The sequence below is a fragment of the Paenibacillus sp. lzh-N1 genome (assembly GCF_002872435.1).
In the GTDB taxonomy this organism is placed as follows: Bacteria; Bacillota; Bacilli; order Paenibacillales; family Paenibacillaceae; genus Paenibacillus; species Paenibacillus polymyxa_C.
Map to the genome: position 1 here is coordinate 4,759,840 of NZ_CP025696.1, position 14,977 is coordinate 4,774,816.

Annotated in this window: 10 protein-coding genes; 2 read left to right on the forward strand and 8 right to left on the reverse strand. The window is 46.6% G+C overall.

The annotated features are described in order from the left end of the window. Nucleotides 1-20 precede the first annotated feature (20 nt). The 6 genes from C0638_RS21145 to C0638_RS21170 form a co-directional block, all read right to left on the reverse strand. Nucleotides 21-1,610, reverse strand: a complete 1,590-nt coding sequence (locus tag C0638_RS21145; protein ID WP_058712076.1) for an acetate--CoA ligase — start codon at nt 1,608-1,610, stop codon at nt 21-23. Nucleotides 1,611-1,784: 174 nt separating this feature from the next. After that, complete coding sequence (locus C0638_RS21150) at nt 1,785-2,888, reverse strand: DNA alkylation repair protein (RefSeq protein WP_058712077.1); 1,104 nt, start codon at nt 2,886-2,888, stop codon at nt 1,785-1,787. A gap of 198 nt (nt 2,889-3,086) precedes the next feature. Then, on the reverse strand, nt 3,087-5,114 hold the full coding sequence (locus tag C0638_RS21155; protein WP_058712078.1) for a S9 family peptidase: 2,028 nt from the start codon (nt 5,112-5,114) through the stop codon (nt 3,087-3,089). Nucleotides 5,115-5,434: 320 nt separating this feature from the next. Beyond that, nucleotides 5,435-5,983, reverse strand: coding sequence for a GNAT family N-acetyltransferase (locus tag C0638_RS21160; RefSeq protein WP_025675225.1), 549 nt, complete (start codon nt 5,981-5,983; stop codon nt 5,435-5,437). 289 nt (nt 5,984-6,272) lie between these two features. After that, the gene (locus C0638_RS21165; RefSeq protein WP_013371107.1) at nt 6,273-6,776 is read right to left on the reverse strand and encodes a ferritin; all 504 of its coding nucleotides are present in this window, start codon (nt 6,774-6,776) and stop codon (nt 6,273-6,275) included. 136 nt (nt 6,777-6,912) lie between these two features. Continuing rightward, complete coding sequence (locus C0638_RS21170; protein WP_058712079.1) at nt 6,913-9,900, reverse strand: glycoside hydrolase family 48 protein; 2,988 nt, start codon at nt 9,898-9,900, stop codon at nt 6,913-6,915. 279 nt (nt 9,901-10,179) lie between these two features. Between C0638_RS21170 and C0638_RS21175 the strand changes: the two genes are divergently transcribed. Continuing rightward, a complete protein-coding gene (locus C0638_RS21175; protein ID WP_025675219.1) occupies nt 10,180-10,548 on the forward strand; it encodes a DUF423 domain-containing protein in 369 nt (122 codons plus the stop codon). Nucleotides 10,549-10,629: 81 nt separating this feature from the next. Here C0638_RS21175 and C0638_RS21180 read toward each other — a convergent pair whose 3' ends face one another. Continuing rightward, entirely contained in the window at nt 10,630-11,487 is an 858-nt protein-coding gene (locus C0638_RS21180) for a sugar phosphate isomerase/epimerase family protein (RefSeq protein ID WP_058712080.1), read from the reverse strand. A 17-nt stretch (nt 11,488-11,504) separates the two neighbouring features. Next, a complete protein-coding gene (locus C0638_RS21185; RefSeq protein WP_058712081.1) occupies nt 11,505-12,239 on the reverse strand; it encodes a thioesterase II family protein in 735 nt (244 codons plus the stop codon). A gap of 223 nt (nt 12,240-12,462) precedes the next feature. On the opposite strand from C0638_RS21185, the gene C0638_RS21195 reads away from it, so the two are divergent. Next, complete coding sequence (locus tag C0638_RS21195; RefSeq protein ID WP_058712082.1) at nt 12,463-14,898, forward strand: glycoside hydrolase family 94 protein; 2,436 nt, start codon at nt 12,463-12,465, stop codon at nt 14,896-14,898. Nucleotides 14,899-14,977: the final 79 nt, after the last annotated feature.

The following is a 14,977-nucleotide window of genomic DNA, read 5'->3' on the forward strand; positions in this document are numbered from 1 at the left end:
TATGTTGAATGATTTCATCACTACAGTGAGGACTGTTTCTCCAGTTCACGCAGCTCCACTCTTCGTATTTTGCCTGAGCTGGTTTTAGGAAGCTCTTGAATAAACTCTATTTTTCGTGGATATTTGTAAGGTGCCGTCCACTTTTTCACATGATGCTGCAGTTCCTTCACTAACTCTGGTGACCCTTCTACTCCGGCTTTGAGCACAATGTAGGCTTTTACGACATGTCCACGGACTTCATCCGGGCTGGCTACCGCTGCACATTCCTGCACAGAATCATGCTTCATCAACGCTTCTTCTACTTCAAAAGGACCAATGGTATAGCCAGAACTGATAATGATATCATCACCGCGTCCTTCAAACCAGAAATATCCATCCTCATCCTTTCGAGCCCGGTCGCCCGTTACAAAATAATCTCCATGTACACTCGCTAATTTGCGCTCTGGATCATGATAGTACGTATGAAACAATGCCGGCAGATCAGCACGCACTGCAATATCGCCCACTTGCCCTGGAGCCAGCGGAATACCATCCTCGTCTACGACCTCAACAAGTCCCGGTGCAATGGATTTGCCCATCGAACCTGTGCGCAGAGGTACGTCTCTTAGATTACCAATAATTAATGTACTTTCTGTTTGACCGTAGCCGTCGCGAATCGTAATGTTGAATTGCTCCTGAAACTTGTTAATAACCTCCTGATTGAGCGGTTCTCCCGCAGAAACAGCACTTCGCAATCGGGATAGATCATATTGATCCAAACCAGCCGTTTTTGCCATAATCCGATATTCCGTCGGTGTACAGCACAACACTTGAACTCCATATTGCTGCAGCAACTGCAAATAGCGCCCCGGACGAAACGGACCATTATATACGAATCCGGTCGCTCCATTTCCCAGTACCGATAAAAACGGACTCCAAATCCATTTTTGCCAGCCAGGTGCGGCTGTAGCCCATACGATGTCTGAAGCCTGAATATCCAACCATGGTGATGTTATCCGCAGATGAGCATATCCCCAGCCATGGCTGTGTACAACACCTTTAGGATTGCCTGTGGTGCCCGAAGTATAGGCCAGAATGGCCATGTCATCACGGTGTGTCTTCACAGCTTCAAAAATATCTTCCTGTCCCTCCATCAGCTCATCCAGCACGAGCCAGCCTTGCGCACCTACTGTGCGGTCCCCAGGGACTACAATGCGATAATCCAAAGCAGGCAAATCATCGCTGATTTTGTCTACTTCACTTGTTACGTCGGTCCAGGCAATGACTGCGCGCGCTTCCGAATGGCGAAGCCGATATGCAATATCCTTGGCCCGCAGCATTTCTGAAGATGGAATGACAGCAAGCCCCAGCTTCAAGCATGCCAGGTAAATGACATATGCAATAATACGCCGTGGTACTACGACCAGAACTCTGTCCCCTTTGTTAAATCCCAGACTTGCAAGTCCTCCAGCCAGCTGGTTTGCTTTTTTCAACAGCTCTCCGTATGTGATTTCTTCGTATTCTCCTGTCTCACTTAACCACTTGAGTGCTGTCTTACCAGCCTCATGGTGTTCCATTTCCGAAGTCATATTGTAATATTCAGGCGCAAGCCATTGTTGCTGATCAGTCAAATCATACCTTCCCCTTTATACATAAGATAAGAGCAACTTCCCTTAAGTAGTATAACACGTCTTAGTACCAGGTTCTAATACCAGAATTAATTTATTTGGAAAAAAATAAAATTTGTAACGCAAACGACAAAAAAGAGCCTGCATACAGACTCTTTTCTTTACTATTATTGTAATCTACATCTCAATGTCTATCACTGTAGAAGCAACTTCCTGCCCGTTTACGAGCAGGACAATTCGGTGCGCTCCCGCATAATGGCGACGAGTTGTCAGGTCTGCAAACCGGTGTGTTCGTGTACCCGTTAAACGGGTTCCTCCAGAGACGGTTTTGTCAGAAAGCAAAAACAGTTTACGTGAGACCTGTCCTCTCGCCTTTACAAAGTCGATGCCATACTCGATGCGGACTCGTACGGATTCACCTTCTCGAAGCTGAAGCACATAGCTTAATTCACAGTGATCACCGATCTTTAACACGATAGGGTCTGTGGTGAGAGAGGCGGCTGCAACTAGCGGCACCCCATCCGTATCATCCGCATAGCCGAACATGACCATCACTTCAGGGATGGATTTGCGAATCAGGGATCGACAGCCGTGGCGCACAATCCAGTCGGTGTCAGGATGTGCCCCCTTCCAACGTTGAGCCGTTGCGATGACGATATCGGGATGGTCCTTGGCAATATCGTTCAGGTTGTTGGCTACACTTTTACGTACATACAATGATGGATCGGCCTTCAGTAGTTCCAATACGGCCAATACCGGAGCAGGGTCACGTTTGAAGACAGGCAGCGCCTGTCCCCAGGGCAGCCGTGGACGACATCCTTCGCTGGCAAGACGGCGGACGTGTTCACTGGGGTGTGCCGCCCAGGTCGTCATCTGCCGCATCATCCGTTCTGGTTCACGCAGAAGGAAGGGCCTCACAGCAAACTCCGCAGAGGATTTTGATGTAAATCGCTCCAGTGCATTCATGGACAGGTCCCAATGCTCTTCTCCCTGCCCATATACCTCTACGAAATCGGGGAAAAACAAGTACGGAAACCCGCTACAGTACTCATCTATGGCAAATAAAATAAAAAGAGCTTCTTCATAACTACTAGGTAAAAACGCTCCTAATGTTAACGAAATACGCCGTATTCGTTCTTTTAGCTCCAGCTCATCCCATTTTTTGTCCATAACTTGATGGATAAATCCTTCAATGTCGAATGGACTGTATGCAGCCTGTACTCTTTCACCGAATAGACGAAGGAATTCCTCCGTGTACATATTTTTTAAGGGCTCAGCCATTGTATATCTCCTTTTGAATATGAATGTAAGCAAGAAGCGATGAACGAATAATATCTTCGTCTATGATAACCGTTAATCGTGACCCAGCACCAGCATTAAATGAGGTTAAGAGAATGGATGCGAGACACATTAAAAAATGCCAAGTCCTAAGATTAGGACCTGACATTTTTCCATAAAATACTACAAATCTAATGAGACTTAAATTTTGTGTTGGACAAACCAGTCGGTAATACGTTGCAGTCGTTCCACGCGAAGCTGTGGGTGCCCTTTTCGTGAAAGCTCGTGACTTGAAGCTGGGAAACGGACAAATTGAGTAGGTTTTCCCAAACGACGTAATGCTGTAAACAACTGCTCCCCCTGCTCAATAGGACAACGTAGATCCTGCTCTCCATGCAATATGAGCAGCGGTGTATTGATTTGCTGCACATAAGCCAGCGGGGACTGCCTCCACAAAAGTTCGAAATCATCCCATGGATTTCCGCCAACTTCATCTTCAGTAAACGAGTATCCGATATCACTCACCCCATACATCGACAGCCAATTAGATATGGAGCGCTGGGTCACAGCTGCTCGGAAACGATCCGTATGCCCGACAATCCAGTTTGTCATAAAGCCACCATAGCTGCCTCCTGTGACACCCAGTCTTTCCGGATCAATGAATGGAAATTGGCGTATAGCCTCGTCCACGGCGCTCAGTAGATCGGTGTAGTCACGTCCGCCGTAATCTCCAAGGACAACATTGGTAAAAGACTGTCCGTACCCTCGGCTTCCTCCCGGATTCGTATAGATGACTGCATACCCCTGAGCGGCCAGCAACTGAAACTCATGAAAAAAAGAATTGGAATACATGGCATGGGGACCGCCGTGAATTTCCAAAATGGCAGGATAAGATCCTCCCTCCTTAAAACCAGCTGGCTTCATCACCCATCCCTGCACGCGTCGACCATCCTCGACCTCAGTCCAGAAGCTCTCAGGCACACTGATCTCAATCTCATCAAGCAGAGAATCATTCACTCGTGTCAGCCGTTCTTCGTTTCCTGAATGGATTGCAATTCGGAACAAATCACCTGGCAAAGCGACGTCAGTGGAAGCGGCAATGATATGCTGTTCATCTGAAGTAAGCTCAAATTGATAAATTTCCCGTTCTCCTTGGGTTAAAATTTTAAAAGTTCCATCAAGCGCAAACTGATATACGTGCACATTTCCTTCAATGGTTACCAGCGTGTACAGGGATTGACCGTCCGCACTGAAGCGTGGCGGTCCTACATGAAGATGTGAACGCATGTCGCTCATGCCCGCATTACCGAGGTGAGCATCAAGCGTCTCACTAACACATACTGCCGTCCCGCCACTGGAGGGGACCGTATACAGCCGAGTCTGAGTAGCGCCTTTGGCATGGCGATCATGACCGTAAAAGGCAATCATTGTGCCATCGGGAGAGAAAGCAGCACTCTCGATTTGAAGTTCGGAATGAGTCAACTTAAACGGTGCTGCCGCATTGCCATTAGAAGACGCAGGAGCTATCGTAAACAAATCATTTTGCTTGCGTAAATCCGTATCCTCTTTAGAATGCTCCGCTATTCTAGCGATAAATAAAATCAGTTGGCCATTCGGTGACCAGACGGGCTCCGCCACATCATAAGCGCCGGACGTCAGTTGAACCGTGTGCCCTGAAGTCACATCAGTTACGTACAAGTGATCACGAGTATCATCCCACAGCCCATAGCCGTCGGATTTAGCTTTTGTTCGATTAACCACTCGTCCCTCAAGATGTGTCTCCTGCTCACCTACATCGCATGTAGAACTTGACTGGTTCTCAGCAGTTTTTGCTACAAACGATATGTAGGCTCCATCCGGCGACCAGGATAATGAACGAACATTGTTCTCTACGTGCGTAAGTTGTCGGGCTTCTCCCCCGCGTGCTGGGATAATCCATACCTGGCGCTTGCCGTCTGTCGAACGGAGAAAAGCAAGTTGTGATCCGTCCGGTGACCAGACAGGTGTTTCATCTTTCGGTCCGTATGTAAAGGGTATCGGAGCTTCACCTTCAAACGGCAACAGCCAAATTGCCGAGTTATAGTCTGTCCGTTCTTTATTAATACACTGCTCTACGTAAGCGATTTCGCCACTCGTGGGATGAACAGCCGGATCACTAACCCAGTGAAATCGATATAAATCCTCAGCTATTATACGGCGTTTGGTCGTGCCAGCTTGCGAGTTGCTCAAATAAATTCCTCCTTAATATGGTCAGATTTCTACAACTTCAGATTCCATTAATCCGATTAATTTTATATGAATTAAATAAATATACAATTACGTTACTCTTTTTATGTATCTCTGTCAATTTGTCCATAGCTCAAATAACCCTCTCTCAGTCGCAATGACTCGAAAACACCGCCGCTTCGGTTGCTTTCTTGAGAGAAGGTCTGATCTGTTATCGTTCTTCTATACCATACGCATTAAAAGCAAGCTCCTCTGCAAACACAGCCTGTCTGACGACATTTTGGAATTTCTGCTTCGAATTCAGGCTTCCCCAGTGATCGGGTCTAATTTCGATGAGCAGTCTCGGCTTCATTCTTTTCATGGATGTAGGTGGAGAATAATTCAGGATTCACTACTTTACGCAGTAAATGCATCGTCCCGTCCCCTGTTCCATGGTCAAAAGCATGAATGCGTTCATATCCCCAACGCTCATACATGGATAATAAATAAGGATGTTTTTCCGCAGTCGCTAATGTCACTGCAGGAGCTCCGACCTTATCACGAATAACCGTTTGTTCTACCCAGTTCAGCAGTTTTTTACCATATCCTTTGCCCTGGGCAGCCGGATCTACGGCAAACCACATCACAAACGGAAGATCAGTTATAAAATTAAGGGCTCTATTTTTTAGATGACTAACGGTAGCCTGGATGACACCATCGACTTCCAGCACATAGCAATCATTATTTTTAATGTTCTCTTGAATGAGAGCAACGTCTGCCTGAGCGGCAGGCCATTTAAGCTCCAACTGCCGAATTGTTTCATATGCCTCATACGTTACATACTGCAATCTTTCTGCGTCCTCTTGTCGTGCCAGACGATAGATCTCGCTCATAGTCCCCCGCCTCCCTGTAGTGCTGTAATAATGTACGCAAACGACTTTACAACTAATCCTATCTTTTTAATCAGATATAAAAGTTAACATAACTGTAGCATGCTAACCATTCAGCGACAAATTAAATTTTTCTATAACTCCATTTAAAATAACAATATCCCTTGAGGGTTGGAAAGTCCGTAATTAAAATGAAAGCAAAAAAGCCCGAAAACCGGGCTCCATTACTTTGTAGACCCAAAGAATGCTGGCTCCTGTCTCTGGGAATTTCATGCGCAACCTGTATGCTGTGTTATTCCGCAGGGGCAACAAAGCTGCGTTTGGCAAACTCGCTGTCCAGCATATAAAAGGCATTGCTGTCTCTTTCAATGCGCTTAAGCTTCTGGATAACACTATCGAACAGAGCTTCCTCTTCGACTTGCTCATCAATAAACCATTTCAGGAAATGGATCGTCGCATGCTCACGTGCATCGAGGGCCAAGTCAGCCAAATGATAAAATTTTTGTGTGTTTTGCTGCTCATGCTTGTAGCCATGTTCAAATACATCCAGCATGGAATCATAGCTATTTTTGGGCTCCGGTAATGCTGCCAATGTGGCGCGTCCTCGACGGTCATTAATGTATCTATACAGTTTCATGGCATGAAACCGTTCCTCCTCCGCTTGTACCAGGAAGAAGTTTGCAAACCCATCCAGACTTTCACTGGAGCAATAAGCAGCCATCGCCAGATATACGTGAGCAGAGTAAAACTCAAAGTTCATTTGCTCATTCAGAGCCTGTGCCAAATTGTCATTCATGTCTCAGGTCACCTCGGTCAGATATGTAATGATGTAACGATCATAGTGTACCACGAATCCGATCACAAAAAAACGGACGGAAGTGAATTCAAGCATACTCACGTTCCGCCCGCCGTGCTCAACATTTAGTTCACAATCAAGGCTCCAGACCCCAGACACGTTTATCGTTTATATACAGAGGTGCTTTCTCCCAATCTATATAAGAGGTCTTGGTTGCATCATAGGAAAAATCATCGCTTTCGTTATAGTTGCTCCAATCTGACTTGTTCATACGAATCTGGATATCTCCCGTATTTTCTCCAGCTGCCAGGCTTCCCGCACCGGCTCCAAAGGAAATTTCCAGATAGTAGTCTGCCCCATTAACGGCCTTATCCAGTTTCACAAAACGTCCCTGAATGTTGCTACTGCCTAATTGCGCATAATCACAGTGGAACTCCTGCGCCTTATCGCCATCTACGGTATAGTAGTATCTCAGCTTAACGTTTTTCAGATCCAGAGCCTCTCTCTCCTTATTTACGACACGGAAGAGTGGTCGAATCTGGTTATCTCCCGGGTTGGTGTCGCCCACACGGTATTGGGCAATTACATCTCCCTTTGCCGGAATCGGCGCTGCTGTTGGCTTGGCGCTGACTTCAGCAGAATCCGGGCTGGTTCCTAAGGAGTTTGTTGCAGTTGTTACATAATAATAAATGGTTTCATTCACCACCCCTGTATCCTTGTAAGTGGCGTCAGTTACCGTTGCTACCGTGGTATACGGGCCACCACTGGTTGTGGAGCGCTTAACCGTGTAGCTATCAGCACCTGTCGCTTTGCTCCAAGTTAGTGTAACTTGTGCATCCCCTGCACTTGCCTTCACATTTGACGGAGCTTTAGGAGCTGTAGGTTCGGCTGGTCCACTACCATTAATGAGACGGTCATACTCTGCATAAGCAGTTGCCATATCTACTTGGGACCAGAAACGGTGATACGTAAATTCTGGTGCACCTTTATCCCATTTTTGGGTCTGTTTGTTCCATGAAGTCGTGTATTTGTCTTTAAGATAGGACCATTGCGGATCTTTGGTGATGTTAGGACGGATGTCGCTATAGCTGGAATACGTACCATTGCCACCCTTGGCCGGATCAGACGGTGTAGCGTCTGTGCCTGGGATCGTGTTTCCTTGCCCAGTCTTGCCACTCCATCCGCTCGGGATATATACTTCTTTAGTAAAATAACGATAATAATCCTCACGTGCTTCCTTCGTTGTAATTCCTATGCCGTCGTTATAGCCCCATGCTGCATCAAGCAAGGCTTTGGACAGATCTTTGGCTTCCTTGCCTAATTCGGTGTAGTCTCCTTTTTCAGCTTTTGTTCCGGCAGCAAAGAAGGTCAGCGCTTTCACATAACTGCCCAACACTCCTGCATCCTGTCCTGGATTTTTTGTTACTACATGAAGATTGGCATTCCCTTTATGATTGGCAAATCCGCTCCAAGTCTCAGGCTTGCCACTCCATTCCAGATTGCTCGGCAGCCAGAACTCACCTTTAGCTGCTGTAGTGGCTACCTTCGGATTTTTGCCACCCAGAATACGCTTGCCTTGTGCATCCAAATAGTATCCCTGCGCGTCAGTTACAGGCCGTTCGTCGGCAAATACATAGCTCTTGGACCATTCGATCCAGTTTTCCGTCACTTGTTTAGCCATTTTAAACTGCTCAGACAAAGTGTCGCCTTTCTTGGCTAAAATATAGTACAGCTCCGCAATCCGCTCGACAGGCCAAGCCTGCATTCCAAACCAGTTGTTGGACGGTGGATCTTGGTATACAGGAGCCCCTGTATAAGCCATGCCATAAAAAGTGCTCGTACCAGAGGGATACGCCTTGTAGGCGCCATCCCAGCTATTCGTTGCTCCACCTGCAATGGCCCCCTCATCAGATTGCAGCCAAGTATAAAATTCCAATTGGCGCTTGAGCGAGGTCGCCCAGTCCTGTCCTGCCGTAGGTGAATTTGGTATCAATCCGCTATCCTTATCGGATAACGCATATGCAGCAACGACATTCTGGTAGCCCTGATGCGCATGGCTGGTACCAATCCGCCAAGCCCAGTTACCGCTTTGGCCCAGCCCGCCGCCCCAAGCCGTATACCATGCCATTAGATAAAGACTGGCATCCTTGCCCGTGCCAGCAATCGGACTTCCATTGGAAGCGCTTCCTACTTTCTGGAAGTATTTATCGTACATGCCGTAACGCAAGAAGTCTCCCATCTTTTTCGCTTTGTCCAAATATACCTGGTTGTCGTAACCCAGTTCTTTCGCCCAGTACATGGCTTGAACCGCCCGTGCGTCCGCATCCGTGGCATTCGTGTAGCGCCATTGCTGTGCAGGAGCATTATTTTCCTTGGTGAACAGGCTCATGAAACCTTCATTAGGCTTGCCAAACTTGTGATTATCCTGCGATGGATGCGGTACGGCCTCCCAGACCGATTCCTGTTCCCCACGCTGGAAGGTGTTCACATAGGTCGCCGTATGCGACGGATTCAGCAGATTGCCAAAACCGTACCAATTGTCTACATCCAGCAGCCAATGCATCAGGTAGGTCTGATTGTTGCCATAGGTTGCCTTCAGCTCAGAGTCCAGCGGGTCCTTGCCAGCACCATACTGACCACTCAGACGGCTTGGGTACTGATCCGGCTGCGGATATTCTGCGGCATAAGTGGCAGGGCTGTTCGGGTTATAGTTACTCATTGTAGGCTGCTCTTCCTTACCGTCACCCTCATTAACAGGAATGATATATTTCTCCATGTTGTCCCATGCTGATTCCAAATGACCCCAATCCCCGGTATAATGACCATAGAGAACTTCCAGCCACATCCAGTAGCTGTATGCTTCCGAGGTTGTTAAGTGTCCATAGTCAGGAGCCTCGCTCATGAGTGTTTCAACGGAATGATAAGGGATACCTTCTTTTGAAAAGTAACCGCTAGCCGGATCCTTTAGCTGTTTATACATTTGCAGAAAGCGTGTCGATTCAGGGGTTGCGGCTGATGCACGGTCGGGTTCGGCCTGAAATAAGCCCAAACTTAACGGAAGTACCAAAATGGCTGACATGACCATAGAGACAGATTTTCTGAACACAGATTTTCTACTGATCACTTTTGCATTCATCCTCTCCATTATCAATTTTGGCTTTACTCAAAATTTGGTTCCGAAAAACGACAGCACAAAAAGACAGCGCCATCACCTCACTTTCCCGTTACAAAGGTGGAGGACACGCTGTCTCCATAGCTCCAAATGCTTCACATTGGCCCTGGCAAGAATATACCACACTAGTTGCCAAATGAGAGTCGAAAAATTCTATATGTTTAGAGTTGCACAAGGAAAATTGACGAAATCGATAGGAATCGGTACTATTTCACAAGGAGGCGTTAAATCATGAATTTGTTGCTGTTGCTTGGCTGTATTGTGATGTTTTTAGCTGTAGCTCTGGGAGCATTCGGGGCGCATGCGTTGAAAAAAAGACTTTCTGCAGACATGATGAGCATATTCCAGACAGGAATTCAATATCAAATTGCTCACGGTTTGGGTTTGTTGCTGCTGGGAGTTCTTGCAGGCAACCTGGTCCATTCTTCTCTTATTGTAACCGCTGGTTGGGTTATGCTGGTGGGCATTCTCCTGTTTTCCGGCAGTCTGTATGTTCTTAGTGTGTCTGGTGTGAAAAAGCTTGGAGCCATCACCCCGATTGGTGGGCTGGCTTTTTTGGCAAGCTGGGTGATGGTGATGGTGGCGGTAATGCAAGGCTAAACAAATGAACAGAGACTTGGAAAAGTAGGCGTTTCCAAGTCTCCTGAATCATGGCCGAATTATTGATGAATATGAAAGTGTCTATGATTTCGTTTGCACTTGCTGTTCTTTCTGAGCCGCAATCCGATGACCTTCGATATAGCGTTTGGATTGAGCCATCTCATGCTCCTGAGCAGCTTCCATAATAATATGGACCCCTGGCTTGTACTGCTCCAGCAGTTCCATATATAGACCATAGTTCATGTCACCAAAGCCCGGCGGCACTGTCTCGATCTCACCTGATGGTGACAGACGCCGGTCTTTGGCATGCGCTGCGATAATCCGAGGTCCCAGCAGCTGAAAAGCTTCGCGGATGATCTCATCCTGTCGGGCCAGATTTTCCGTTTTTAGCAAATTACCCGGATCAATCACAACGCCAATGTGTGAAGAGGGCACTTCTTCCAAGAAGGTAGCAAGCTCTGCTGCTGTTCCGACCAAGTGATCGTTAGCAGCTTCCAATCCTACGAATACCCCCCATTTTTCCGCCTCATCTGCTAATTCTCGTACAACTTCTTTTACAACTCTCCAGTCCCGTTCCGAATAAGGGGTCCCGTCCTCATTGCGTCCGACTTCAGCTGCGACCATTGGTGCTCCTAACAGACCCGCATATCGGATCAGCTCTTTGAAACGCTCTACATTCTCACGTAACAATTCCTCATCCTGTACAAAAAAATGCAAATAACAACCGAGCACTGATATGGATACCCCATGCTTACGAAATTCCTCTGCGATAGACGATGCTAATCCTGGACTGAACTTGCCAGGTTTATTAAAATCGACATCGCTGATCGCTCTCCATGGAGCAAGCTGAACATGAGTAAAGCCCGCTTCACCTACCTTTGCAGCCAACTCACGATAAGGCAACTTGCCAAACAAATGTGCCAATACACCTACTGTCACTAAAAATCACCTCTTTTTTAATTTTGTATTCTACTAGTCACTGTACTCAGCTCCAAAGACTCATTGATAATGTTTGTAATTCGTTCTACTTCATCATGAATAAAAAAGTGTCCTCCTTCAAAGGTAAACACACGAAATTGCTGATCCGTATGCTGTGCCCACGCCTCCGCATCTTGTAGGGTCACCGTGTTGTCGGTCAGTCCTGTCAGGGCGGTGATAGGGCAATGTAAAGGCGTATCTTTATCCATATACTTATACATCTCGACAGCTTTGAAATCTGCTCTTAATACTGGCATAAAATAGTCATACAATTCCTGATTGTCAAAAATGGCTTCCGAAAGCTGACCGTACCGTCGCAAATGTGTTCTAAATTGATCTGCGGGCAGATCATGTAACCACGGGACATTTCTCGGGACATGCGGTGCTCGTCCACCTGAAACAAATAGATGAGCCGGCTTCCCATATCTTCCGGCCACCAGCTTATAATACAGCTCGAACGCAATCATTGTTCCCATGCTGTGACCGTATATGGCATAAGGATCGCCAGGAACTAACTCTTGGCTGATTTGGTGCAGCAGATCCTCGCTCATCTCCTCAATGCTATCCTTTAGCGGTTCACCAGAACGAATACCTCTGCCCGCCAATTCCAAAGGGACAAGTTTAATCTGTGGGAGCAGCAGCTTTTTCCACTTGAAGCTGACTGATGCCGATCCACCTGCATAGGGGATGAAAAATAATGTGATAGGTGCCATTCTTGCAACCTCCTGTCTTGCTAAATCCTAACTTTTTTAGTTTAGCACAAAAAGGTATATTTACCCATTTCAAATATTTTGCAAATTCGAAAAAGAAGGTTGACGAATTCAAGCACATTTTGTTTAAGGCAGGAAATGTCTTCTTTCAGGAAGAACTGCTGAATGTTTGAATATAATCATGTGTTGGGTCTTTTATTTTCCAATTTGAGAGGAGTCCTGCGCCATGAAGTATGGTTTCTTCGATGATGCCAACCAAGAATATGTTATCCACACCCCTCAAACCCCATATCCCTGGATAAATTATTTAGGTAATGAACGATTTTTTGGACTGATCTCCAATACAGGCGGCGGCTATGCATTTTACCGAGACGCTCGCTTACGTCGTTTAACACGTTATCGGTACAACAATATTCCTGTTGATAATGGCGGTCGCTATTTTTATATTTATGATGATGGAGATTATTGGACTCCGGGCTGGATGCCGGTTAAAAGAGAGTTGGAGCAGTATGAATGCCTTCATGGGCTTGGCTATACCTCAATTATGGGTGAACGAAGAGGTATTCGGGCTACGCAACTAGCTTTTGTGCCCCTTTCCTTTGACGGCGAGGTCCACCAGGTCAAGCTTCAGAACACATCGTTACAAACTAAAAAGATAAAACTCTTTTCATTCGTTGAATTTTGCCTGTGGAACGCCTATGACGATATGACCAATTTTCAGCGTAACTTGAACACAGGCGAAGTTGAAATACAGGATTCTGTCATTTATCACAAGACGGAATACCGCGAACGCCGCAATCACTATGCTTTTTTCTCTGCGAATCGTCCGCTGGCGGGCTATGATACAGACCGTGAAGCTTTTTTGGGTCTCTACAATGGACTGGATCAGCCCCAAACCATCACCGCAGGGCAAGCGTCTAACTCGATAGCCAGCGGCTGGTCCCCTATCGGATCGCATTGCATTGAGATCACACTGGAGCCTGGCGAAGAAACAAGCTGTAACTTTGTACTCGGTTATGTGGAAAACCCAGAGGAAGAGAAATGGGAGTCTCCGGGTATTATTAACAAAAAACGGGCTCATGCCATGATCGCGCAATTTGCGGATGAAACCGATGTTGAACGAGCATTGAGTGAGCTACGATGTTATTGGAACGATCTGTTGTCCAAGTATACCCTTCAAAGTCATGACGACAAACTGAACCGAATGGTGAACATATGGAACCCATATCAATGTATGGTTACATTCAATTTGTCACGTTCGGCCTCGTATTTTGAATCCGGTATTGGACGTGGTATGGGTTTTCGGGATTCAAATCAAGACTTGCTCGGCTTCGTCCACCAAATACCGGAGCGGGCAAGGGAGCGGATTATCGACATTGCTTCTACTCAGTTTGAAAACGGCGGGGCATATCATCAGTACCAACCGTTGACCAAAAAAGGAAATCACGAGGTTGGCGGTGGCTTTAACGATGATCCGCTGTGGCTTATCGTCGGTACCTCAGCGTATATTAAAGAAACCGGAGACTTTGGCATTCTGGATGAACAAGTTCCCTTTGACGGGAATGTAGATCGTGCCGCTTCGCTGTTTGAACACTTGAAGCGTTCTTTTTACCATGTTGTAGACAATCTAGGTCCCCATGGTCTTCCGCTCATTGGCCGGGCTGACTGGAACGACTGTCTAAATCTCAACTGTTTTTCCGCTACACCAGATGAGTCCTATCAGACGACACAGAATTTGGAGGGCCGAATAGCCGAATCTGTGTTTATCGCCGGACTATTCGTATATACTGGACCGGATTTTATTGAGCTTTGTAAGCGCAGAGGTTTGAATGAAGAAGCAGCCACAGCTCAAGCACATGTGGATCGTATGCGAACAGCCACATTGGAGCATGGGTTTGACGGGGAATGGTTCTTACGTGCGTACGACCATTATGGTAACAAAATAGGGAGCAAGAATTGTGAAGAAGGGCAAATTTTCATAGAACCTCAGGGCTTCTGTGTAATGGCAGGAATTGGCGTTAAAGAAGGTCTCGCTCATAAAGCTCTCGACTCTACACGTGATCGACTGGAAACTCCCTACGGCATTGTACTACAACATCCGCCTTATTCCCGCTACTATATGAATCTAGGTGAAATCTCTTCTTACCCTCCTGGCTATAAGGAAAATGCAGGTATTTTCTGTCACAATAACCCCTGGATTATGATGGCAGAAGCTGTCATAGGACGCGGGGATCGCGCTTTCGAGCTGTATAGCAAAATTGCTCCCGCTTATCTAGAGGACATCAGCGACATTCATCGTACCGAGCCGTATGTGTATGCTCAAATGATCGCGGGTAAGGATGCGGTTCGTGAAGGTGAAGCCAAAAATTCCTGGCTGACAGGTACTGCGGCATGGAATTTTATAGCTATTACTCAATCCATCCTCGGTATTCAGCCGGAATGGGACGGTCTGCGTATTGATCCGTGCATCCCCAAATCTTGGGGAGAATTCACAGTCACCCGCGTCTTCCGTGGCGACACCTATGTGATTCATATCACGAATCCGCAACACGTCTCCAAAGGTGTAGCTACAGTTACCGTAGATGGCACAGTTCTAACGAATAATATTCTACCGGTTGCAGGAGATGGAACTATTCACCAGGTAAAAGTGTTGCTGGGCTAAACGAGTTCATGCCCTTCAAAAAAATTAGCTTCAACTTCACCACATAGTATCTTATAATACGAGAATGGCTATAGATACA